This window comes from Rhodanobacter sp. PCA2 (assembly GCF_013620825.1).
Classification (GTDB): domain Bacteria; phylum Pseudomonadota; class Gammaproteobacteria; order Xanthomonadales; family Rhodanobacteraceae; genus Rhodanobacter_A.
Window position 1 is genome coordinate 77,768 of sequence record NZ_NJIC01000047.1, and the last position, 22,530, is coordinate 100,297.

21 protein-coding genes are annotated in these 22,530 nt (G+C 68.3%); 14 read left to right on the plus strand and 7 right to left on the minus strand.

Going from position 1 to position 22,530, the window contains the following annotated elements; all coding sequences use genetic code 11:
- Positions 1–93 precede the first annotated feature (93 nt).
- Both PCA_RS14670 and secB read right to left on the minus strand, forming a co-directional pair.
- Positions 94–1,119, minus strand: coding sequence for an NAD(P)H-dependent glycerol-3-phosphate dehydrogenase (locus PCA_RS14670; RefSeq protein WP_181303362.1), 1,026 nt, complete (start codon positions 1,117–1,119; stop codon positions 94–96).
- A 9-nt stretch (positions 1,120–1,128) separates the two neighbouring features.
- Positions 1,129–1,641 carry a protein-export chaperone SecB gene (gene secB, locus PCA_RS14675; RefSeq protein ID WP_181303363.1) on the minus strand — a complete coding sequence of 171 codons (513 nt, stop codon included), beginning with the start codon at positions 1,639–1,641 and terminating at the stop codon, positions 1,129–1,131.
- 294 nt (positions 1,642–1,935) lie between these two features.
- Between secB and rpmB the strand changes: the two genes are divergently transcribed.
- From rpmB to PCA_RS14695, 4 genes are all read left to right on the plus strand, one after another.
- Positions 1,936–2,172 (plus strand): 50S ribosomal protein L28, encoded by a 237-nt coding sequence (gene rpmB / locus PCA_RS14680; RefSeq protein WP_181303364.1) that lies wholly within the window; start codon positions 1,936–1,938, stop codon positions 2,170–2,172.
- Between the two features lie 11 nt (positions 2,173–2,183).
- Complete coding sequence (gene rpmG, locus PCA_RS14685) at positions 2,184–2,351, plus strand: 50S ribosomal protein L33 (RefSeq protein WP_181303365.1); 168 nt, start codon at positions 2,184–2,186, stop codon at positions 2,349–2,351.
- 334 nt (positions 2,352–2,685) lie between these two features.
- Positions 2,686–3,330 (plus strand): TetR/AcrR family transcriptional regulator, encoded by a 645-nt coding sequence (locus tag PCA_RS14690; protein WP_181303366.1) that lies wholly within the window; start codon positions 2,686–2,688, stop codon positions 3,328–3,330.
- A 133-nt stretch (positions 3,331–3,463) separates the two neighbouring features.
- Positions 3,464–4,015 carry a DUF3016 domain-containing protein gene (locus PCA_RS14695; protein ID WP_181303367.1) on the plus strand — a complete coding sequence of 184 codons (552 nt, stop codon included), beginning with the start codon at positions 3,464–3,466 and terminating at the stop codon, positions 4,013–4,015.
- 86 nt (positions 4,016–4,101) lie between these two features.
- Here PCA_RS14695 and PCA_RS14700 read toward each other — a convergent pair whose 3' ends face one another.
- The gene (locus tag PCA_RS14700) at positions 4,102–5,292 is read right to left on the minus strand and encodes a fatty acid desaturase (RefSeq protein WP_181303368.1); all 1,191 of its coding nucleotides are present in this window, start codon (positions 5,290–5,292) and stop codon (positions 4,102–4,104) included.
- 150 nt (positions 5,293–5,442) lie between these two features.
- Between PCA_RS14700 and PCA_RS14705 the strand changes: the two genes are divergently transcribed.
- From PCA_RS14705 to PCA_RS14730, 6 genes are all read left to right on the plus strand, one after another.
- Positions 5,443–6,204 carry an ABC transporter ATP-binding protein gene (locus PCA_RS14705; protein WP_181303369.1) on the plus strand — a complete coding sequence of 254 codons (762 nt, stop codon included), beginning with the start codon at positions 5,443–5,445 and terminating at the stop codon, positions 6,202–6,204.
- Positions 6,201–6,956, plus strand: coding sequence for an ABC transporter permease (locus PCA_RS14710; protein WP_181303370.1), 756 nt, complete (start codon positions 6,201–6,203; stop codon positions 6,954–6,956). Before PCA_RS14705 ends, PCA_RS14710 begins: the two co-directional genes overlap by 4 nt.
- Positions 6,956–8,311 carry a GldG family protein gene (locus PCA_RS14715; RefSeq protein WP_181303371.1) on the plus strand — a complete coding sequence of 452 codons (1,356 nt, stop codon included), beginning with the start codon at positions 6,956–6,958 and terminating at the stop codon, positions 8,309–8,311. The genes PCA_RS14710 and PCA_RS14715 overlap by 1 nt, the downstream gene beginning before the upstream one ends.
- Positions 8,308–8,802, plus strand: coding sequence for a hypothetical protein (locus PCA_RS14720; RefSeq protein ID WP_181303372.1), 495 nt, complete (start codon positions 8,308–8,310; stop codon positions 8,800–8,802). The genes PCA_RS14715 and PCA_RS14720 overlap by 4 nt, the downstream gene beginning before the upstream one ends.
- Positions 8,802–9,629 (plus strand): bifunctional DNA-formamidopyrimidine glycosylase/DNA-(apurinic or apyrimidinic site) lyase, encoded by an 828-nt coding sequence (gene mutM / locus PCA_RS14725; protein ID WP_181303373.1) that lies wholly within the window; start codon positions 8,802–8,804, stop codon positions 9,627–9,629. Before PCA_RS14720 ends, mutM begins: the two co-directional genes overlap by 1 nt.
- A gap of 161 nt (positions 9,630–9,790) precedes the next feature.
- Positions 9,791–10,390, plus strand: coding sequence for a nitroreductase family protein (locus PCA_RS14730; protein WP_181303374.1), 600 nt, complete (start codon positions 9,791–9,793; stop codon positions 10,388–10,390).
- Between the two features lie 73 nt (positions 10,391–10,463).
- Here PCA_RS14730 and PCA_RS14735 read toward each other — a convergent pair whose 3' ends face one another.
- Entirely contained in the window at positions 10,464–11,240 is a 777-nt protein-coding gene (locus PCA_RS14735) for a hypothetical protein (protein WP_181303375.1), read from the minus strand.
- A gap of 70 nt (positions 11,241–11,310) precedes the next feature.
- Positions 11,311–11,961, minus strand: a complete 651-nt coding sequence (locus PCA_RS14740) for a thymidine kinase (protein ID WP_181303376.1) — start codon at positions 11,959–11,961, stop codon at positions 11,311–11,313.
- A 126-nt stretch (positions 11,962–12,087) separates the two neighbouring features.
- Here PCA_RS14740 and PCA_RS14745 point away from each other — a divergent pair, with 126 nt between their 5' ends.
- Entirely contained in the window at positions 12,088–14,070 is a 1,983-nt protein-coding gene (locus PCA_RS14745; protein ID WP_181303377.1) for a UvrD-helicase domain-containing protein, read from the plus strand.
- A 73-nt stretch (positions 14,071–14,143) separates the two neighbouring features.
- The gene (locus PCA_RS17800; protein ID WP_181303378.1) at positions 14,144–15,745 is read left to right on the plus strand and encodes a tetratricopeptide repeat-containing sulfotransferase family protein; all 1,602 of its coding nucleotides are present in this window, start codon (positions 14,144–14,146) and stop codon (positions 15,743–15,745) included.
- Between the two features lie 82 nt (positions 15,746–15,827).
- Here the strand turns inward: PCA_RS17800 and PCA_RS14755 are convergent, their stop codons facing one another.
- Both PCA_RS14755 and PCA_RS14760 read right to left on the minus strand, forming a co-directional pair.
- Positions 15,828–18,815, minus strand: a complete 2,988-nt coding sequence (locus PCA_RS14755) for a TonB-dependent receptor (RefSeq protein ID WP_255436893.1) — start codon at positions 18,813–18,815, stop codon at positions 15,828–15,830.
- A 219-nt stretch (positions 18,816–19,034) separates the two neighbouring features.
- Entirely contained in the window at positions 19,035–20,069 is a 1,035-nt protein-coding gene (locus PCA_RS14760; protein WP_181303379.1) for an AI-2E family transporter, read from the minus strand.
- Positions 20,070–20,268: 199 nt separating this feature from the next.
- Here PCA_RS14760 and PCA_RS14765 point away from each other — a divergent pair, with 199 nt between their 5' ends.
- Both PCA_RS14765 and PCA_RS14770 read left to right on the plus strand, forming a co-directional pair.
- On the plus strand, positions 20,269–21,168 hold the full coding sequence (locus tag PCA_RS14765) for an HAD family acid phosphatase (RefSeq protein ID WP_181303380.1): 900 nt from the start codon (positions 20,269–20,271) through the stop codon (positions 21,166–21,168).
- A gap of 336 nt (positions 21,169–21,504) precedes the next feature.
- Positions 21,505–22,434 (plus strand): hypothetical protein, encoded by a 930-nt coding sequence (locus PCA_RS14770; protein ID WP_181303381.1) that lies wholly within the window; start codon positions 21,505–21,507, stop codon positions 22,432–22,434.
- The last annotated feature ends 96 nt before the right edge of the window (positions 22,435–22,530 follow it).

Consider the following 22,530-nt stretch of genomic DNA (forward strand, 5'->3'; position numbering starts at 1 on the left):
CGTGCACAAACGCGCGTTCAGGTATGGACAGGGGGGCGGTCCGATCCCCGCGCGTGGCCGGCCGGCGGCCGCGACACGCGGGCCGCCTGACGCTCAGGCGTTGCCGAACAGCCCGCGCGGATATTCCGGCTTCTGCTCGCGCGCCATCAGCAGCTTCAGCCCCTCGGCCGGGGTGACCTCGCCGTGCAACACGGCGCGCACGCCGGCGCTGATCGGCAGGTCCAGCGCGTGCTGGTCGGCCAGACGGGCGACCTCGTCCGCGGTGAGCACGCTTTCCACCACCTGGCCGATCTGGCGCACCGCCTCGTCGATGGCGATGCCCTTGCCGAGCGCGAGGCCCAGCCGGCGGTTGCGCGACAGGTCGCCGGTGCAGGTGAGCACCAGGTCGCCGAGGCCGGACAGGCCGATCAGGGTTTCCGGCCGCGCGCCCAGCGCCACGCCGAGGCGCAGCATCTCGTTCATGCCGCGGGTGATCAGGCCGGCGCGGGCGTTGAGGCCCAGGTTCATGCCGTCGGCGATGCCGGTGGCCACCGCCAGCACGTTCTTCATCGCGCCGCCGAGTTCGGCGCCCAGCATGTCGCCGCCGGTGTAGGCGCGCAGGTTGGGCGCGTGCAGCAGGTTGGCGACGCGCTGCGCGCAGGCGGCATCCTCCGAATGCACGGTGACCGCGCTGGGCAAACCGGCCGCCACTTCCCTGGCGAACGAAGGCCCGGTGATCACGGCCGCCGGGCTGCCCGGCAGGCGCTTGGCCACCAGCTCATGCAGGAAGCGCCCGGTGCCGGGCTCGAAGCCCTTGGTGGCCCAGGCGATCGCCGCGCCCGCGTCGAGCAGCGGCGCGACGTCCTCCAGCATCGAGGCGAAGGCGTGGCTGGGCACCACCAGCAGCACGATGGCGGCGCCATGCACCGCGGTGGCCAGGTCCGGCTCGTAGCGCAAGGCTTCCGGCAACTCGATGCCCGGCAGGTAGCGCTGGTTGCAGCGGGCCGCGGCCATTGCCGCCAGGGCGGCCGGATCGCGGCCCCACAGCCGCGTCGGCACGCCGTTGCGCGCCGTCAGGGCGGCCAGCGCCGTGCCCCAGGAACCGGCACCGAGTACCGCCAGGGTCGGATGCTGCGTCATGCGGCTGGCTCAGCTGTTGAGCGTGGCCGGGGCGTCCCCGCCGCCGGCCATGCGGCGCTGCTGCTCGGCGTACAGGGCGTCGAAGTTGATCGGCTGCAGCAGGAACGGCGGGAAGCCGCCCTCCAGCACCATCGACGAGATCACCTGGCGCGCGTAGGGGAACAGCAGGTTCGGGCAATAGCTGCCGATCACGCCGGAGAGGTCGTTCTCGCCGAAGCCGGAGATGCCGAACAGGCCGGCCTGCTCCACCTCGGCCAGGTAGGCGGTGCGCTCGCCCAGGGTGCAGGTCAGGGTGACGCTGAGCACCACTTCGTACAGGTCGTTGCCCAGGTCCATGGCCTTGTGGCCCAGGTTGAGCTGCACCTGCGGCGCGGTCTGGTCGCTCTCGCCGGAGAACTCCTGGAAGATCTGCGGCGCGCCGGGCACCTCGAAGGACACGTCCTTCACGTAGATCTTCTGCAGCACCAGCTGCGGCTGGTTGCCCTGCGCGCTGGCCTGGCCGTTGGCGATGACTTCTGCCATGGGGATTCCTCTGTAGGTCTGGCGTAATTAAAGAGGTCGATTGTTTCATACCTGCCGGCCCCATGGATACGCGCCGATGACGCGGTTTGGCCGACGGATTGCGCACGGGCCTGTTTTTGCGGGATAATGCACGGCTTGTCATTGCCGACCCGAGCCATTCGGGGAGTCCGCCACGCGATGCGGACCTTGCGGCGAAGCAGGCGCAACACCCTCCAGCATCGCGTGGCGCATGGCGCCGCTGGGCCGATGTCGCCCTGGCCAACGGGCGGTCTACGGAACATCACGGAGCTCATCATGGCCCGCATTTGCCAAGTCACCCAAAAGGGTGTGCAGACCGGCAACAACGTCTCGCACGCCAACAACAAGACCCGTCGCCGCTGGTTGCCGAACCTGCACGAGCGCCGCTTCTGGGTCGCCAGCGAGAACCGCTGGGTCAAGCTGCGCGTTTCCAACCACGCGCTGCGCACCATCGACAAGAAGGGCATCGAGGCCGTGATCGCCGAGCTGCGTGCCCGCGGTGAGAAGGTCTGAGGAGAACAGTCATGGCCAAAGGTGCAAACGACAAGATCCGCCTGATTTCTTCGGCCGGTACCGGCCACTTCTACACCACGCAGAAGAACAAGAAGAACACGCCGGAAAAGTTCGAGTTCAAGAAGTACGATCCGGTCGTGCGCAAGCACGTGATCTACAAGGAAGGCAAGATCAAGTAAGCCCGCCCCGGGCGGAACGCATCGCCGTTCCGTCCATGCGTGGAGCGAAAACCCCGGCCCTGTGCCGGGGTTTTCGTTTGTGGGGTCCGCCGGGCCGCGCGTTCAGCAAGCGCCCGTCCGCCCCATGCGGCCACGCCGTCTGCCGAGTCCCTTTTGCGTTGCGCGGACGATCCCGCATCGAGAATCTGGTTGTCTCTCACGATCTGCTTCGGCGCGCGTCACGACTCCGCCTGGCGGTTGTCACGCCGCAACGCGCAATGGCATCATCGAACCACGTCCAGGCCGTTCCGCCCGGCATTGCGCCGCGCGGCCCCGACTCGAAGAAACCGACCCCATGCCCGCCGCCACCAGCCCCAACCGGCCGAGCCACGCACGTGCCCGCCGCAAGCACGGGCCGCCGGTGGACAAGTACGATTCGCGCCGCGCCGAACTGGCCGATGCCGCGCTGCAGACGCTGGCCGAAATGGGCTACGCCCGCACCAGCCTGCGCGAGATCGCGCAGAACTCGGTGTTCTCGCACGGCGTGCTGCACTACTACTTCCAGGACAAGCTGGACCTGATCACCTGCAGCATCCGGCAGTACAAGAGCAAGTGCGCCACCCGCTACGACCAGGTGGTTGCCGAGGCACGCACCCGCGAGGAACTGGTGGCCGGCTTCCTCGACAAGATCGAGGACACCATCCGCCACGAGGCGCAACTGCATTGCCTCTGGTACGACCTGCGCTCGCAGGCGCTGTTCGAGCCGGGCTTCCGCGAAGACGTCGCCGTGATCGACCAGAAGCTGCAGGACATGATCTGGCGCGTGGTGACGCGCTACACCGAACTCGGCGGCCAGACGCCCAAGGTCTCGCCCGGCATCGCCTACGCCATGCTGGACGGCCTGTTCCAGAAGCACCTGCTGCAGCACATCAGCGGCAAGCCCGAAGCGATCCCGGAACTGCTGGTGCAGATTCGCGGCACGTTGCCTTTGTTGGCCTGAGCCGTCGCTCGAACCCGCGGCGCCCATGCAACCGCGACGGAAGCGCGCACCCATGCACGCCCGTACACCGCAACGGCGCCTGGACGTTATCGTTGGGTATCCGGGCTGCATGCCCACGCCGAGGAAAGCCGCCATGAAATGCCGGACCACCCTGCAGTTGCTGCTTGCCGCGATGACGCTGCTCGGAATGCCCGCGATGGCCGCGGCCGCGACGCCTCCCGCGGCCACTGCGGATACCGCGACTGCCGCGAACGTCACGGTCACCTACGACCAGCCCGAGAAGTTCACCGAGACGCGCAAGCTGCGCTCGCTGGCGCCCACGCGCCTGGACGACGGCTACCTGAAGACGCTCAAGACCTACATCGAGACCCGTGCCGGCAAGATGCTGCCGCCGGGCGACCGGCTGGACATCGTGGTGACCGACATCGACCGCGCGGGCAGTTTCGAGCCGTGGCGCCGGGGCACGATGCAGGAGGTGCGCATCATCAAGGACATCTACCCGCCGCGCATCGACCTGCATTTCCGCCTGCTCGACGCCAGCGGCAAGGTGATCCGCGAGGGCGAGCGCAAGCTGCGCGATCCGGGCTTCATGTCCAGCGGCGGCGCGACTTCGAGCAACGACAGCCTGCGCTACGAGAAGGCCCTGCTCGACCGCTGGCTGCGCAAGGGTCCCGACCAGCTCTGAACGCGCCGGTGGTCGAAGTCTGATCGTCCCAAACGAAAGGCCCGCCTTGAAGGCGGGCCTTTCTCGTGCTGGCGATGGATGCCGGATCAGGCGGCAACCGCGTAGCTCCTGAGCCTGCCGGCGAATTCCTGCAGCGAACGGATGCCGCTCTGCTCGGCCTCGACGATCCACTGCTGCAGGCCCTTCAGCGCCTGGTCGGCGCCGCGCTGCTCCATCAGGGCGGCGAGGCGGCTGCGGAAGTCGCACACGGTGCGCAGGGTCGGGCGCTTGGCCAGCACGGCCTGCAGCTTGCTGCTGCCGTCGCTGTCGAGCCAGCGGCCGCCGTCGGCCAGCGCGCGGCGCAGGCGGCGCGGCACCGACTTGATGCTTTCGCCGGCGTGCTGCGCCTCGTCGCGCAGGGTGGGCACGATCACGTTGCGGTAGTAGTCGGTCATCGCCTGGAAGCGATGGGTGAGCAGGGCCTTCAGCGTCTCGGCGTCGGGCAGCGGCACGTTGGGGCGCACGTCGAGCGTGGGCGCCACGCGCAGCACCTTGGCGAGGCCCACGGCGCGCAGGCCGCAGATCGCCGCCCAGCCGATGTCGAACTCCCACTTGCGCAGCGCGAACTTCGCCGAGCTGGGGAAGGCATGGTGGTTGTTGTGCAGCTCCTCGCCGCCGATCCAGAAGCCCCACGGCAGCAGGTTGCGCGAGGTGTCGGCGCTCTCGAAGTTGCGGTAGCCGGCCCAGTGGCCGATGCCGTTGACGAAGCCGGCGGCCCAGAACGGGATCCAGATCATCTGCACGGCCCAGATCGCCGCGCCGATCACGCCGAACAGCGCGAGGTCGATCACCAGCATCAGCGCCGGGCCCCAGTACGGATGCCCGCCGTAGACCTTGCGCTCCACCCAGTCGTCCGGCGCGCCGCGGCCGTACTGCTGCATGTCTTCCTTCGAGGCGCAGGCGTCGCGGTACAGCGAGACGCCGTCCCAGAACACCTTCTTGATGCCGTAGATCACCGGGCTGTGCGGATCTTCCTCGGTCTCCACCTTGGCGTGGTGCTTGCGGTGCACCGCCACCCACTCGCGGGTGACCATGCCGGTGCTGAGCCAGCCCCAGAAGCGGAAGAAGTGCGCAAGCACGGGGTGGAAATCCACGCCGCGATGGGTCTGGCTGCGATGCAGGTACAGCGTCACCGTGAAGATGGTGAGCTGGGTCACCACCAGCAGGTAGACCAGCATGCCCATCCAGCTGGCGTGCGTCAGGCCGCTGGACAGGAAGTTCAGCACGGTATCGAACATCGTGAAAAGACTCGGGTGAAAGTGAGGGCAGTCTAGAAGGGGATTCCCATACCCGCCAGCATGTTAGGGCGTGATGGTTTGTGCTTTCGTTAAACCGGTCCGTGAAGGCGACCGGTTGTATGAAGGTGGGGCCGCATCGACAATCGCGCAATGACTGCCGCCCTCTCCGCCGCACCGCCCGTGCTGCAACTCGACCGCGTCACCCGCCGCCGCGCCGGCCGGGTCGCCGTGCAGGACCTGAACCTGGAACTGGCGCCCGGCCAGGTGCTGGGCCTGCTCGGCGTGAACGGCGCGGGCAAGTCCACCACGCTGTCGATGATCGCCGGCGCGCTGCGCCCGGACGCGGGCGCCATCCGCCTGAATGGCGAGGATTTTCTGGAGCGCCCCGAGCTGGCGCGGCGCCTGGTCGGCTGGCTGCCCGAACGCGCGCCGGTGTGGCCGGAGCTCAGCGTGACGGAGCACCTGGACGCCCATGGACGCCTGCGCGGCCTGCACGGTGCGGCGCTGCGCGAAGCCCGCGGGGCCATCATCGAACGGCTGGAGCTGCAGCCGCTGGCGCGGCGGCTGGCGGGCATATTGTCGCAGGGCCAGCGCCAGCGCCTGGGACTGGCCTGCGCGCTGCTGCACCGCCCCGCCCTGCTGGTGCTGGACGAGCCGGCCAACGCGCTCGATCCCGTGCAGGTCGGCGCGCTGCGCGAGCTGATCCGCGAACAGGCCGCCGCGGGCACGGCGGTGATCCTGTCCACCCATGTGCTGGTCGAAGTGACCGCGGTGTGCGATCGCGTGGCGATCCTGCACGAGGGACGCCTGCACCACGACGGCCCGGTGAGCGCCGACGACCATGCCGCGCTGGAGCGCCGCTTCTTCGGGATCGCGATGCAGGGCGCCACCCCGGCGGCGTGCGCCGCATGACGCTGCTCGCGGTGTTCCGTCTCGAACTGCGCCGCCTGCTGGTGCAGCCGCTGGCCTGGGTGCTGCTGGCCCTGGGCCTGGCCTGGCTGGGCTGGTGTTTCACGCGCCTGCTGGGCGATTTCCTGGCCGGCGAGATCCAGCGCGCGGCCCAGCCGGATGGCCCGGGTTACGTGGATCTCGTGGCCGTGCCGCTGCTCGGCCAGCTCGCCCAGATCGCCTTCCTCGTGGTGCCGCTGCTGGCGATGTCCACGCTGGCCGGCGAACGCCGCAACGGCACGCTGCCGCTGCTGTTCGCAGCCGGCGTGCCGGCCTCGCGCATCGTGCTGGGCAAGTACCTCGCCTTGCTGCCATGGCTGCTGGCGTGGCTGCTGCTGACCCTGGCGATGCCGCTGGCGCTGGCGCACGCCACCACGCCGGACTGGGGCAAGCTGGCCGCCGCCACGCTGGGCATTGCCCTGATGCTGGCCGCGCTCGCCGCACTCGCCGTCGCCGCTTCCGCCTTTACCTCGCACCCGGCGATCGCGGCCGTGGTGGCCCTGCTCCTTGGCCTGGCGCTGTGGACGGTGAACCTGGGCGCGCAGATGGCCGGCATCGACGGCGGCGCCATCAACTGGCTGGCGATGAGCACGCACGGGCAGAACCTGCTGCGCGGGCTGGTCTCCACCGCCGACATCCTGTGGTTCGTGCTGCTGGTCGCGGTCTGCCTCGCCATCGCCACGCGCCGGCTCGCGGCCGACAAGGAGCGTGGCTGATGCAGCGCCTGTGGAAACGCCTCGACGGCTGGCTGTTCGCGCTGCTGCTGCTGGCCGGCGCCGGCGCCATCGGCTACCTCGGCACGCGCTACGCGCACGTGGCCGACTGGACCGCGAACGGCCGCCTGAGCCTGTCGCCGCAGAGCCGCGCCGTGCTGGCGAAGCTGGATGGCCCGGTGGAAATCGTCAGCTACGCGAACCCGCAGGGCGACCTGCGCGCCCAGGTCGCCGGCTTCCTGCAGCGCTACGAGCAGGCGAAGCCCGACCTCGCCCTGCGCTTCGTCGATCCGCAGCAGGACCCGGCGAAGATGCGCGAGCTGGGCATCGCCGTGGACGGCGAGATGATCCTGCACTACCGCGGCCACGAGCAGCGGCTCACGGAACTCTCCGAGCGCAGCGTGACGAACGCGCTGGAGCGGCTGATCCGCGGCAACGACCGCATCGTGGCCTTCGTCACCGGCGACGGCGAACGCCTGCCGGCCGGTGAGGGCAATGCCGACATGGGCAGCCTGATGGGCCTGCTCACGCAGAGCGGCCTGCGCACGGTGCCGCTGAGCTTCACCCAGGCCGCCGCCGTGCCGCAGGGCACCGACCTGGTGGTGCTGGCCAGCCCCACCGCCGCGCTGCCGGCCGGCGCGGCGCAGGCGCTGGTCGCCTACGTGCGGGACGGCGGCAACCTGCTGTGGCTGCGCGATCCGGCGAACGGCGACCTGGCCCTCACGCCGCTGGCCGATGCGCTGGACATCCAGGTGCTGCCGGGCGTGCTGGTGGACGGCGGCGGTGCCGCGCTGGGCCTGGACGACCCGCGCCTGCTGGCGGTGGGCATGTATCCGCCCAACCCGATCACCCGGGGCTTCCGGCTCGCCACGCGCTTCCCGCAGGTGGCCGCGCTGGCGCGCACCGGCACGGGCGGCTGGACGGCCACGCCGCTGCTGCGCTCCGGCGCGCAGAGCTGGACCGAGTTCCACCCCATCGACAATACCCATCCCTCGGCGATCCGCTACGACGCCGCGGCCGGCGAGCTGAAGGGGCCGCTGGACTTCGGCTTCGCGCTGAGCCGGCTCTCGCCCAGCCCGGACAAGCGCGAGCAGCGCGCGGTGGTGGTCGGCGACGGCGACTTCCTGTCCAACGCCTACCTCGGCGAAGGCGGCAACCGCGCGCTGGGCGAGCGCATCTTCAACTGGCTGCTCGGCGACGACGCCCTCATCGATCTGCCGCGCGAAGGCGTGCCCGACCGCGTGCTGTGCATCGGCCAGGGCGAACTCAACGTCGTGAGCATCGGCTTCATGCTGGTGCTGCCGCTGCTGCTGCTCGCGATCGGTGCGCTGATCGCCTGGCGCCGGCGCCGCGCATGAAGCGCACGGCGCGCGGCCGGCTGTACCTGCTGCTGGGCGTCGCCGCCCTGTTCGCGCTGGCGCTGTGGCAGTGGCGGCGCGATGCGCGCGACGCGCCGGGCACCCTGCTCGCGCTCGATCCCGCCGCCATCACGCAGGTGACGTTGCAACTGGGCGATGCGCCCGCCACGCACTACGCGAAACGCGACGGCCACTGGTGGCGCGATGATGGCCAGCGCGCCGACGACCGCTACGTGGAAACGCTCGCCGCCGCCGCGGCAGCGCCTGTGCTGCAATGGCGCGCCGGCGCCGATTTCGACGCCGCGAAGATCGGCCTCGAACCGCCGCACGCCGTGCTGAGCCTCGACGGCCAGCGCCTCGCCTTCGGCGCGATGTCGGCCACCGGGCCGCAGTGCTACGTGCAGGCCGGCGCGCGCGTGGCGCTGGTCTCGCTGCGCTACATGCCGAAGGCGCCGCAGCAGGACCACGTCGAGCTGTCCGGGGCGCACTGATGCCCGAGCTGCCCGAAGTCGAAACCACCCGCCGCGGCATCGCCCCGCACCTCACCGGCCGGCGCGTGACGGCGGTGATCCTGCGCCGGCCGGACCTGCGCTGGCCGATCCCGCCCGAGGTCTCCGCACTGCTGCCCGGGCAGCGCATCGAGATCGTGGAACGCCGCGCGAAATACCTGCTGCTGCACACGCCAGCCGGCAGCGCGCTGCTGCACCTGGGCATGAGCGGCATGCTGCGCGTGCTGCCGCCCGACGTGCCGGTGGGCCTGCACGACCACGTCGACATCGCGCTGGCGCGCGGCGCGCACGAAGGCCCGCGCGTGCTGCGTTTCACCGACCCGCGCCGCTTCGGCTGCCTGCTCTGGCAGCCGCCCGGCGCCACCCACGAACTGCTCGCGAAGCTCGGCCCCGAGCCGCTCACCGACGCCTTCGACGGCGACCTGCTGTGGCACGTGTCGCGCGGCCGCAAGGCGGCGGTGAAGCTGTTCCTGATGGACAACGCCGTGGTGGTGGGCGTGGGCAACATCTACGCCAGCGAGGCGCTGTTCGCCGCCGGCATCGACCCGCGCCGCGAAGCCGGCAGCGTGTCGCGTGCCCGCTACGCACGGCTGGCCGCCGAGGTGAAGCGCATCCTCGCCCACGCCATCGAACGCGGCGGCACCACGCTGCGCGACTTCCTCGCCCCCGACGGCGCGCCCGGCTATTTCTTCCGCGAATTGATGGTCTACGGCCGCGCGGGCGAACCGTGCAAGGTCTGCGGCACGGCGATCCGGCAGACCGTGCTGGGCCAGCGTTCCACGTTCTGGTGCCCGCGCTGTCAGCGTTGAACGGCCGGCGTTTCCCAGAGGAAACGGTGTAACCACGGATTGCCGGCTACACGTCGCGGCGCAAGGCGCTCAACATGAGCGCCATACCGAACACACACGCACAAGACCGGGACGCCCTGCCGTTCCGCGGGTTCGGCTTTTCTTTTTGCGGAGAAACGTCCATGAGCAACGCCGTGATCGAACATCTCAAGAAGCGCCGCACCCAGTACGCGCTGGGCCGCAACCTTGGCATGTCCAAGGAAGCCCTGAACAGCCTCATCCAGGAGGCCATCAAGCACACGCCGTCGTCGTTCAACTCGCAGAGTTCGCGTGCGGTGATCCTGTTCGGCGAACAGAGCGTGAAGTTCTGGGGGCTGGCCAAGGAAGCCCTCGCCAAGATCGTGCCGGCCGATGCGTTCGCGCAGACCGCCGCCAAGCTCGACAGCTTCGCCGCCGGCGCGGGCACCGTGCTGTTCTACGAGGACCAGGACGTGGTGAAGGGCCTGCAGGAGAAGTTCGCGCTGTATGCGGACAACTTCCCGGTGTGGTCCGAGCAGTCGGACGGCATGGCGCAGTTCGCCGTGTGGCTGGCGCTGACCGAGGCCGGCATCGGCGCCAGCCTGCAGCATTACAACCCGCTGGTGGACGATTCCGCCCGTGCGGCCTGGAACGTGCCGGCTTCGTGGAAGCTGCGTGCGCAGATGCCGTTCGGCTCGCACGAGAACGGCTTCGGCGAGAAGGCCTTCATGGACGACGGCCAGCGCTTCATCGTCGCCGGCTGAGTTCTCGCGTCATGCCTGCGAAGAGGGCGGCCCATGGCCGCCCTCTTTGTTTCGGCGACAGGCCGCGGCCAGGTCAGAACGGCCAGCGGAACTCCACGTGCCGGTTGTTGAACTCCGGGTCGTCGAGGCTGCCGCCCGGCTGCGCGACCAGCGCCTGCTGCATGCCTTCCACCTCCAGCGCCTGGCCGGCGGCGAAGCGTGTGCCCAGCGCCTGCATCTCCACCAGCTTCTCGCACAGCACGCCGGCGCGATCCAGCTCGTGCGCGGGGATCTGGCGGAAGCTGAGGTCGGGGCGGCCGAACTTGCGCAGGCCGCGGGTGTGCACCCAGGAACGGTCGCCGCCCGGCTCGTCGCTGCGCAGGATCAGCACGTGGTTGCGCGGCGGCGCGCCGCCCGGCACCAGGTAACGCGCGCGCCATGCGTCGGCGTCGAACAGGCCCATGATCTGCGGGTCGAGGATCGCCCGGCCGCCGATGTCGAGCAAGGCGGCAAGCACGCCCAGGGTGTCGCGCAGGTAGTCGAGGCTGGGGCCGTCCTTCAGCTGGCCGCGCACCACCAGCACCTCGGGCGCGGTGCGCGCCTGCTCGTATGCCTCGGGCGCATCTTCGCGCATGATTTCGCCCAGCGTCCCGGACAGCGGATAGCCCTCCCACTTGCGCAATTCCAGGTTCTGGAAACGCTTGAGGTCCACGCCAGCGGGCAGGCCGGGGCTGCCGTAGCGGCGCGCCGGGATCACCAGCTCGTGCGGGTCGAACTTGCCGAACACGAAGAACTGCAGCAGCGCGTCCTCGTCGGTGCCGGGTTGCCAGTAGGGGCGCGGCCATTCGGGGGTTTGCGGTGCGTCGGTCATTTGCCTGCCTTGGTCGGGAGATATCGCTGCTCGCCAGCCATATCGCGGTGAGGGAGTGGGCCGGAGGCCATCAGCCGTCCTGGCTGCGCGGAGCCAGTTCGCCCAGGGGAAGCACCGCCTGCTGCAGTTCGATGCGGCCGTGGCCCTCGGTGATCTTCTTGAACTCGGCGCGGCTTACCGAGACATAGCGGTCGTTGCCGCCGATCTCAACCTGCGGGCCGTCGGTGACCGCGCGACCCTGTTCGTCCACGCGCACCACCATGGTGGCCTTGCTGCCGGTGTGGCAGATCGTCTTGATCTCCTGCAGCTCGTCGGCCCAGGCCAGCAGGTAGCGGCTGCCCTCGAACAGCTCGCCGCGAAAATCGGTGCGCAGGCCATAGGCCAGCACCGGAATGCGGAGATTGTCCACCACGTCGGTGAGCTGCCAGGCCTGCGCCCGGGTGAGGAACTGCGCCTCGTCCACGAACACGCAGTCCAGCGTGCCGTGCGCGGCGACGTCGGCCTCGACCAGGGCGAGCAGGCTTTCCTCGCCGCCGAAGCGCCGCGCGTTTGCCTTCAGGCCGATGCGCGAGGCCACCACGCCCTCGCCAAAGCGGTTGTCCAGCGCCGGCGTGAGGATCAGGGTCCGCATGCCGCGCTCGTGGTAGTTGTACGCGCTCTGCAGCAGCGTGGTGGTCTTGCCGGCGTTCATCGCCGAATAATAGAAATAGAGCTTGGCCATGGCGGTACGCGGCGTTCGTGGACGTGCATGGTAGCGCGGCTGTCATCCGTCCATGCTGCCGCCGGCGTCCGGGCCGCCGGCGCCGCTCTGCTACCATCGGCCGCCGCCTCACGCCACGCTGCACCCATGCTCAATCCGCAACAACTGGCCGCCGTCGAACACTGCGACACGCCGCTCCTGGTGCTGGCCGGCGCCGGCTCGGGCAAGACCAGCGTGATCACCCAGAAGGTCGCGTACCTGATCCAGCGGCGGAAGCTCGCCGCGTCGAAGATCGCCGCGATCACCTTCACCAACAAGGCCGCGCGCGAGATGCGCGAGCGCGTGGGCAAGCTGGTGTCGACCGATGACGCCGCCGCGCTCACCGTCTGCACCTTCCACGCGCTGGGGCTGAAGTTCCTGCAGATCGAGCATGCGCGCGCCGGCCTGCGCCGCGGCTTCTCCGTGCTCGACGCGGACGACAGCGAGGGCATCGTGAAGGAGCTGGCGCCCAAGGGCGCCAAGCCCGACGTGCTGCACGGCCTGCGCAACCTGCTGGGTCGCGCCAAGAACGCGGGGCTGTCGCCGGGGGAGGCGCTGGCCGCCGCGCGCAGCCCGCGCGAGCTGGAGGCGGCGACGATCTACGAGATGTACCAGCAGCGCCTCGCCACCTTCAACGCGGTGGACTTCGACGACCTGATCCGGCTGCCGCTGCGCATCCTGGAAACCGACGAAGACTGCCGCAACGCGTGGCGCGAGCGGCTGCGCTACCTGCTGGTGGACGAATACCAGGACACCAACGACGCGCAGTACCGCCTGCTCAAGGCGCTGGTCGGCGAGCGCGGCGGCATCACCTGCGTGGGCGACGACGACCAGAGCATCTACGCATGGCGCGGCGCCAACCCCGAGAACATCGACCAGCTCGGCCGCGACTGGCCGAACCTGCGCGTGATCAAGCTGGAGCAGAACTACCGCTGCGGCAAGCGCATCCTGCGCGCGGCGAATGCGCTGATCGCCAACAATCCGCATGCGCACGAAAAGAAGCTGTGGAGCGAGCACCCGGAAGGCGCGCCGATCCGCGTGCTGGAATGCAAGGAAGCCGGGCACGAGGCCGAGAAGGTGGCCTCGATCGCCACCACCCTGGCCGAGAGGCACAAGGCGCGCTGGCACGATATCGCCATCCTCTACCGCGGCAACTTCCAGGCGCGGCCGCTGGAAATGGCGCTGCGCCTCGCGCGCATCCCGTATCACCTCACCGGCGCGCTTTCCTTCCTCGACCGCGCGGAGGTGAAGGATCTGCTCTGCTACCTGCGCCTGCTCGCCAACCCCAGCGACGACGCCGCCTTCCTCCGCGTGGTGAACGTGCCGAAGCGCGAGATCGGCGCCACCACGCTGGAAAAGCTCGGCCAGTTCGCGCAGTCGAAGCATTGCTCGCTGCTGGAAGCCACGCGCAGCGACGGCGTGCTGCGCCAGCTTTCCCCGCGCCCGGCCGCCGCGCTGGCCGCGTTCTCCGACCTGCTGGACGAACTGCGCAGCGCCTCGCTGCACGAGAGCGCGGCGGACCTGGTCGAGCGCATCCTGAAACGCACCGGCTACGCGGCCCAGCTTGCCGCCGCCACGCCGGACGCTTCCGTGCGCGAACGCAAGCTCGGCAACCTGCGCGAACTCACCGAATGGTTCCGCGCCATGCAGAAAGGCGACAGCGCCGGCGACCTCGCCGCCCAGCTCGCCCTGCTCAGCCACGCCGACCGCGACGACCCCGGCAACGCGGTGCGCATGATGACCCTGCACGCGGCCAAGGGCCTGGAATTCCGCTTCGTCTTCATCGTGGGCTGCGAGGACGGCACGCTGCCGCACGACGGCGCCATCGACGAGGGTCGCATCGACGAGGAACGCCGCCTGATGTACGTGGGCATCACCCGCGCCAAGGAGCTGCTGACCCTGTCCTGGTCGGCGAAGACGAAGCGCTACGGCGAGGTGCACGCGAACCAGCCCAGCCGCTTCCTGCAGGAACTTCCGCAGGCCGACCTGCACTGGCAGGGCAAGGACCCGGACGCGGACAAGGAGGCGGTGCGCGAGACCGCCGAATCGCACATGGCGCGGATCAAGGCCATGCTGGCCGCCCCTGGTTGACGGACCGGCGGTCGCCTTTCATTGTGTCGCCGGCGACCGGCCGCCTCTCCATCCCGGCGCCAGGGGACATTCCGTGATCGACTCGACCCGGGCTTACGCCAAGCTCGTCGCCGCCTTCGACCAGCACGACTGGCCGCGGGTGCAGCAGCGCGCGGCCCAACTGCTGAGCGCCGCACCGGACGACGCCCGCGTGCACTTCATGGCCGGCGTCGCCTGCATGGAGGCGCGGCAGGTGCAGCGCATGCCGAAGGCGCTGGAACACCTGCTGAAAGCCACCCACCTCGAACCGCGCCGCGCCGACTACGTCGCGCAGTACGCCAGGGCGCTGGCGCTGACCCGCCGGTTCCGCGAGGCGCGCCTGGTGGCCGACCGCGCGATGACCTTGTCGCCCGACGACGCCCAGGTACTGGACACGCTGGGCATGGTCTACCGGCAGGCGAACGCGCTGATGCAGTCGGCGAATGCGTTCCGCCGCGCCGTGGCGCTGGCGCCCGGGCATGCGATCGCCCACCTCAACCTCGCCTATTCGCTGAACGCATTGGGCGACGCCGAAGGGGCGGAGCACGAGCTGGAAGCCTGCATCCGGATCGAGCCGCGCCATTGGTACGCGCACCTGCTGCTGGCCCAGCTGCAGCGGCAGACAGGGGAGCACAACCACATCGCGCGCATGCGCGAACTGCTGCAGGCCCACGGCGAGGACCCCGGCGCGCAGCTGCTGCTCAACATCGCCCTGGGCAAGGAATGCGACGACCTCGCCGACTACCCCGCCGCGTTCGGGCACTACACGCGCGGCAACGCGGCCGGCCGGCGCATGCGCCCCTATGCCTCCGCGCGCGACGAGGCGATGTTCGACGCGCTGATCCGCGCGTTCCCCGCGGTCGACACCGAAGCGCCCGCGGGCGATCCCACGCACGAACCGATCTTCGTCATCGGCATGCCGCGCACCGGCACCACCTTGCTGGACCGCATCCTGTCCAGCCATCCCGACGTGCGCTCCGCCGGCGAGCTGCAGAACTTCCCCGCCCAGATGCAGCGCGCCTCCGGCTGCGCCACCGCCCTGCTGGGCGAAGCGGACCTCGCCGCGCGCACCCGCCACATCGACTGGCAGCAGCTGGGCGCGGCGTATCTCGCCAGCACGCGGCCGGTCAGCGGCGGGACGCCGCGCTTCATCGACAAGATGCCGCACAACTTCCTCTACGCCGGCTTCATCGCCCGCGCGCTGCCGAACGCGAAGATCGTCTGCCTGCGCCGCGACCCGCTGGACACCTGCGTCGGCAACTTCCGCCACCTGTTCGAGAACGAATCGGGCTTCTACGACTACTCCTTCAACCTCGACGACATCGGCCGCTACTACCTGCAGTTCGACCGCCTGATGGCGCACTGGCGCAAGGTGCTGCCCGGCCGCATCCTGGAACTGCCGTACGAATCGCTGGTGGAGAACACCGAAGCCGCCGCGCGCGACGTGCTGGCGTTCTGCGAACTCCCCTGGGACGACGCCTGCCTGCGCTCGGAAACCAACACCGCGCCGGTCAACACGCCGAACGCCTGGCAGGTGCGCACGCCGATCTACCAGCGCGCGATCGGCCACTGGCGCCACTACGAACCCCAACTGCGCGACCTGCGCTGGCTGCTGGCCAGCGCGGGCGTGGGCGTGGGCGTGGGCACGACAGCCTGAAACAGCCGGAATCATCAGCCAATGCAACGAAAAAGCCCGGGCTCCTCGTGGAGCCCGGGCCGAATTCCCGCAAGGGGACAGATCAGAACTTCTGGTTGTACTGCACGTAGATGTAACGGCCCAGATCCAGCATGGGGTCGAGGTAGGTCGAGCTGTTGTTGGAAACGTTGAAGGTAATGGGCGGGTGCTTGTTGAACATGTCGCGCATGCCCACGGCGACGCTGGCATTCCAGGGCAGGCTGTAGCGACCCTGGATGTCATTCATCACCACCGCACCGATGCGGTCGGCGCCCGTGCCATAACCCCAGTTCACGCTGTTGTAGTTCGGCATGTTGCAGTGGTCGGTGGAATCGAAGCACTGGTCGAGGAACGCACCGTAGTAGCGCAGGCCCCAGGTGGCGCCCCAATTGCCCAGCTTCCAGTCCACGCCAAGGTTGGCGCGCCAGCGCGGGTAGCTCCACTGGCCCGCATAGTTGATCGCCTGCGCACCCGGAGCGCTCTCCGTGGTGTATTCATGCAGGTAGTTGGCGTCCAGCGTCACCACGAACTGGCCGAAGGAGTACTGCGGCAGGCGGTAGTTCATGCCGAAGGTATACCCCGAAGTCTTCATCCAGCCCAGGTTCGCGGTACCTTCGTGCAACCCCACCACCTGGCCCTGCGCATCGCGGCCGAACTGGTTGCAGAACGCCTGCACCGCGTACTGGTAGCACTGCGTCAGCGTGTAGTCCGCGGAAATGCCCGTGACCACGTTGCGGATCAGGATGTCGTAGTAGTCCAGCGTGAAGTTCAGGCCTTCGACGTAGTGCGGGCTGTAGACCAAGCCCATCGTGCGAGTGATGCTGTGTTCGGGCTGCAGGGCGGTATTGCCAGTGTTAATCCAGAATGGCGTGGTGCTCTGGCTATCGCGGATCGTCACCGGCTGACCGGCCGTATCGAGCTGGTGGAAGCTGGTCGGCGACAGGCCGGCGGCGGCACAGTTCTTGGCCACCGTGGTGTTGCTCAGAAAACCAATATTGGGATTCGCGTCGCACGGGTCGGTGTAGTGGTCGAACGACTGCGAACCGCCGCCGTACAGGTCGCTGATCGTCGGCGCACGGAAGCCCTTGGCAAAGGTAGCGCGCACCTTCAGGTCATCGAACGGTACGTACTGCAGGCTAAACTTGTTGTTGGTGGTGCTGCCGAAGTTGCTGTAGTGCGAGTAGCGGCTGGCCACGTCGAACGACAGCTCCTTCACACCCGGCAGATCCTTCAGCACTGGGGCGCTGAACTCGACGTAGGCTTCGTTGAGGCTGTAGCCGCCCGAGGTCGGCCCGGACACCAGGTCTGTGGTGTAGCCCTGCGCCGCCATCGAGTCTGGGGTGTTGTAACCACTGATGTCGCGATGGTCGATGCCTGCCGCAAAGCTGAAGGTGCCCGCATTGAACGGCATATCGAACAGGCCGCCGGTGATGTTGGCGCTGAACTCCTTGTTGATGCTCTGCATGGTTTCCTGCTCGAGCGCATTGATGTATTTCAATGCAGCCGCCGTCGAGGCGCTCGGGCCGCCCAGGATATCGAACGGCACGCAGGAGCTCAGCGCGATCGGAGCAGCCGCCGTGCCGCACTGCACGACGCCTGCGGAGTTCAGGAAGGAGGGGCCGAGAGCGCTTTGCAGGTTCGGCAGGTTCAGGTTGCCCGAGAGTCGGGTGTTGACGTCGTACTTGTTGTAATCGAAGCCCACGTCCCAGTCCCAGGGGTTCTGGCCAACCATGAACTCGCCATTGAAGCCCGCGTCGAAGTGCAGGGATTTGCTGGACTCGTTGCTGGTGCGCGGCAGTTCGATGGTGCGCCGAACGACGTTCAGATCCGTGCCGGGAATCGGGTTGTAGTAGCTGTCGCCGCTCAACTTGACCATCGGATTGAGGCCCTCGACCAGTGCGGCCGAATTGAACGGATAACCCGCAACCTGCGTCGAGGAGTTGCGTTCGGCGTACATGCCCGTCGCGCTGAACGTGATGTTGTCGGTGATGTTGTAGGTGCCCCTGGTGAAGATCGACTTCAGCTGCGAGGGCAACTGCTCCATCATCTGCAGCGTCGGGTCGAAGCGGTCGTCCGTGGTCACGCCACCGTGGTAATTCGCCAGATTCCGCGAATCCGCACCCACGCCTTGACCATCCCAACTGCCCGTGTGATTGAGCACGTACGTCTTGCCGCCATTGCTGAAGCGACCCCACGGACCGGTGCCGCTCAGACCGAGCATGCCGAAATCCGGGCCGTACTGGAACCTGGTGAGGCGGCGCGACGAGGCCCAGACCGGCTCGGTCTTGTTGAACGTGGCCGCAAACACGAGGGACGACTTGTCCGTGGTGTTGCCCATCGTGAACGAATAGGCTTGCTGGCTGCCGTCGCCGACCTGCTGGTTGCGACCCATGGAACCATTGAACTCGGCACCCTGGTAACGATCCTTCAGGATGATGTTGACCACGCCGGCAATGGCGTCAGAGCCGTAGATGGCCGAAGCACCGTCCTTCAGCACGTCGATGTGGTCGATCAGCGAGGCCGGGATGGTCGACAGGTCGGTAAAGCCCTGCAGACTGGTCATCCAGCGCTTGCCGTTGACCAGCACCAGGGTGCGGTTCTCGCCGAGGTTGTAGAGGTTGATGTACTGGCCGCCCTGCTCGGTGTTGGCGAGCAGCACGGACGACTTGCTGAAGGTGGGCGCCCCGGCGATGGTGATGTTCTGCAGGATGTCGCCGACGGTGGTCAGGCCCGTCTTCTGGATGTCGGCCTGGGTGATGGTGAACACCGGTTGCGCGGTTTCCACATCGACGCCGCGGATGCGCGAACCAGTCACCGTGACAGCTTGCAGATTCTTGGCGTTGCCCGTATCCGGCGTTTGCTCGGCTTTCTGGTTCCGCTGCTGGCTGGACGGCGCCGCGCCGTGGGTGTCCTGCGCGTACGCAGAAACGGAACCAACCGCCATGGCCGCAACGATGGCCATAGCGAGTTTCGACTTGATCATGATCTTGGTGCTCCCCGTTAATATCCAATATTGAAATCCCGTCCTGGATCGAATATCGCGCTCCCGCATCGGCTTGTCCGATGCGGAAGTCCTCTGCACGATTCGACGGATTCAAGCCACGACTCAACGCCGCGGATTCAATACTTATCACGCACCTTAACGGGGAAACAACACTTTTCAGGCTTTTTTTCTGCAAAACTCGATAATCGAATTATCTTGCTGCATTAATCGCATTATCTTGTTAGATATAATCGTTATTTATTGCGTTGTGTCTTTTCTTGCGAGTAATCAAATCATCCGCTGCGCTTCCAGCTCGCCCTTGAGGTAGGCGTAGTAGATCGGCGCGGCGATCACGCCGGCCAGGCCGAAGGCGGCTTCCAGCAGCAGCATCGCGATCAGCAGTTCCCAGGCCCGCGCATGGATCTGCGCACCCACGATGCGGGCGTTGAGGAAGTATTCGAGCTTGTGGATCACGATCAGGAAGCCCAGCGCGGCGATGCCCACGCCCAGCGAAATGGACAGCGCGGCGATCGTGATGGCGGTGTTGGAAAACAGGTTGCCGACCACCGGCAGCAGCCCGACGATGAAGGTGACCGCCACCAGCGTCTTGGACAGCGGCACATGGATGCCCAGCAGCGGCAGGACGCCGAGCAGGAAGATCGCGGTGAGCGCGGTGTTGACCAGCGAGATCTTGATCTGCGCGAACACGATGTCGTGGAACGCCACGGCCAGCCGCTGGCAGCGCTGGCCCAGCGCCGCGGACAGCGGCCCCAGCTGGTGCGCCGGCCGCGTGCGGCTGAGCGCCACGATCGCGCCGAGCACCAGGCCGATCAGGATGTGCACGAACGCGCGCGCCGCCTCCTTGCCCGCGAGCTGCAGGGTCACCGCATGCTTTCGCGCCAGGTCGACCACGCCGTCGCGCAAGTCGTCCACGCTGTCGGGCAGATGGTCGACCAGCATCACCGGCAGTTGCTGGCGGGCCTTTTCCACCAGTGGCATCAGCTGCTGCTGCCACAGCAGTTCGGGATTGCCCAGCTCGCTGCGGAAGAAAGTGATCGCCCCGAGTATCAGCAGTATCAGCAGGCCCACCACCACCGCGCCCAGCACCGCCACCACCACCACCCGGGCGCGGTCGCCGGGGATGCGCCGCCCCAGCAGCGGCACCGCCGCCTGCACCAGCTCGTAGACCAGCAGGCCGGCCAGCAGCGCGGCGAGCAGGTGCAGGTGCAGCACCAGCCACAGCCCGACACCCGCGACCACGTAGCTGACGGTGCGGATGGCAGTGGACTCGGCGCGGGGCGCGACGGGCGTCGGATCGTTCATGCGGGTTCCGGCGATAACGGGGACGGCCGCCAGTCTGTCAGCCCGGCATGGCGGCAGCCAAGCCCGCCTGCCCTGTTCCGGATCGGCGCATGACCCGTACGGCCCGTCGCAACCGCCCGGCGGAGACTGCCCGGCGCTTTCATGTCACTGTCGTAAAATCCTGCAAGACTCGCGCACCCTTTCCGGAGACACCTGCCTCATGCGCCCACACCTGCCGCTGGTTCTGGCCCTGTCCGCCCTGCTCGCCGGCTGCGCCGCCGCACCGTCGCGCCCCGCGCCCACGCCTGCACCGGAAACGGCTCCGGCTCCGGCCCCGGTGGCCGCCGTCGCCGCCAACGACAATCTCAATGCCGTGGCGTGGACGCAGACCGCGATCGAGCACGACCTGATCTTCATCCAGACCTTCCGCGATGCCGAGGCGCGCCTGTTGCCGGCGCTGCGCGACCCGAAGTGGGACGCGCTGTCCAAGGAGGACCGCCAGGTCTCCGCCGCCGGCCTGCCGCCGGCCGTGGTGCTGGACATCGACGAAACGGTGCTGGACAACTCGCCCTACCAGGCCCGGCTGGTGAAGAGCGGCGGCCAGTACAACGAGGCCACCTGGGCCGAGTGGTGCAAGGAGGAAGCCGCCCGCGCCCTGCCGGGCGTGGTGGCCTTCACCCAGTTCGCCGCCAAGCACGGCATCGCGGTGATCTATCTCTCCAACCGCGCCAAGGACCTGGACACCGCCACCGTGGCGAACCTGCGCAAGCTGGGCCTGCCGGTGGCCGGCCCCGAGGCCTTCCTGGGCCTGGGCACCATCCTGCCCGGCTGCGAGCAGGTGGGCACCGAGAAGGGCTGCCGCCGCCAGCTGGTGAGCCGCAACTACCGCGTGCTGATGCAGTTCGGCGACCAGATCGGCGATTTCGTCGACGTCGTCGCGAACACGGCGGCGGGTCGCAAGCAGGCGGTCGCGAACTACATGGACTGGGTCGGCACGCGCTGGTTCGTGCTGCCCAACGCCACCTACGGCTCGTGGGAGCCGGCGCTGTTCAACAACGACTGGAGCGCGCCGCTGCCCGAGCAGCGCCGTCAAAAGCTGGAAGCGCTCCGGTATAACTGATTAAAAACATCGAGTTACAACGACAAACCAAAGTATTGCTTTAGATTTAACGGCCAAGTAATATTTGTCGCGCCTACCTGCTGCTGACCACCGTGTTCCCGCAGGCAAGGCCATTTCCCTTCCGGCCCAGCCGGATTACCCCGTGAGGCCAACGCCCGCGGGGTTTTCTTTGGGCGGTGCGTTCGCCTTCGGGCCGGCCCGTCAATCGCCACGCCATCCGCGACGACAGCGCCTGCAAATTTGTGCGCCCGACGCTTGTCCCTCCCTGCCGCGCCCCGTACCCTGACCCGTCGTCGCGCCGTCGGCGCCGCCCTCCCCGTATCGCGAGACCTGCCCATGCATTTCCGTCCCCTGCGCGCCCTGCTGCCCCTGCTCGCCGTGCTGGCGCTCGCCGCCTGCCACAACAAGGACGAAGCGTCCCAGGTCGGCGGCAGCACGCCGGAAGCGGCCGTGCAGGGCTCGATCGACCTGCTCAAGGCCGGCGACTTCAACGGCCTGTGGAAGCACGCGGTGCCGGCGGCCGACTACGCCACCTTGCGCGCGGACTGGAGCCGCCATTCCGCGGAGCAGCCGTCGGTCAACGCCGCGGACAAGGCGAAATTCGACGAGGCCGTGCACAAGCTCACCGCCCCGGACGCCGAGACCCAGCTCTACGCCGAACTGCAGCCCAAGCTGGTGCAGATGGAACAGCAGTACAAGGACCAGCTGCCGGTGCTGATCAGCGTGGGCGACGCCCTGCTGAAGAACGGCGTGGCGCAGAACCAGAACCTGGACACCGAGCAGAAGGCCCAGGCGAACCAGTTGCTGGACGTGGTGGTGCCGTGGGCGCAGCAGGCGCCGTGGTTCGACCAGGCCAAGGCGAAGCAGGCCGTGGGCGTGGTGGTGGCCGCCGCGCGCAAGCTGGACCTCAAGAGCCCGGAGCAGCTGCGCACGATGGACTTCGACACCGCGATGGCGAAGTACACCACCGGTTACGCGGGCCTCAAGCAGGTGCTGGCGATCTACGGCCTGCCGGTGGACGAGGCGCTGAACTCGGCCAGGCTCAGCACGCTGTCCAACAAGGACGGCCGCGCGGTGGTGAAGGTGGACTACACCCTGCTCGGCAAGCCGCTTTCCGCCGAATCGACCCTGGTGCAGCAGGACGGCCGCTGGTACAGCGAGGCGATGATCCGCAACGTGCGCGAGGCGCACGAGCGCCTGCAGCAGCCGGCCACCGCCGGCGACACGGTGCTGCCGGCCGGCGCCGGCTCCGTCGCCAGCCCCTGAGGATTCGCCGTCCCCGGCGCCGCGAACGGCGCCGGGACGAGGATGCGTTCTCCACACGCCCGGGCATGGTTTCAACGGGCAAGCCGATAGAATAGG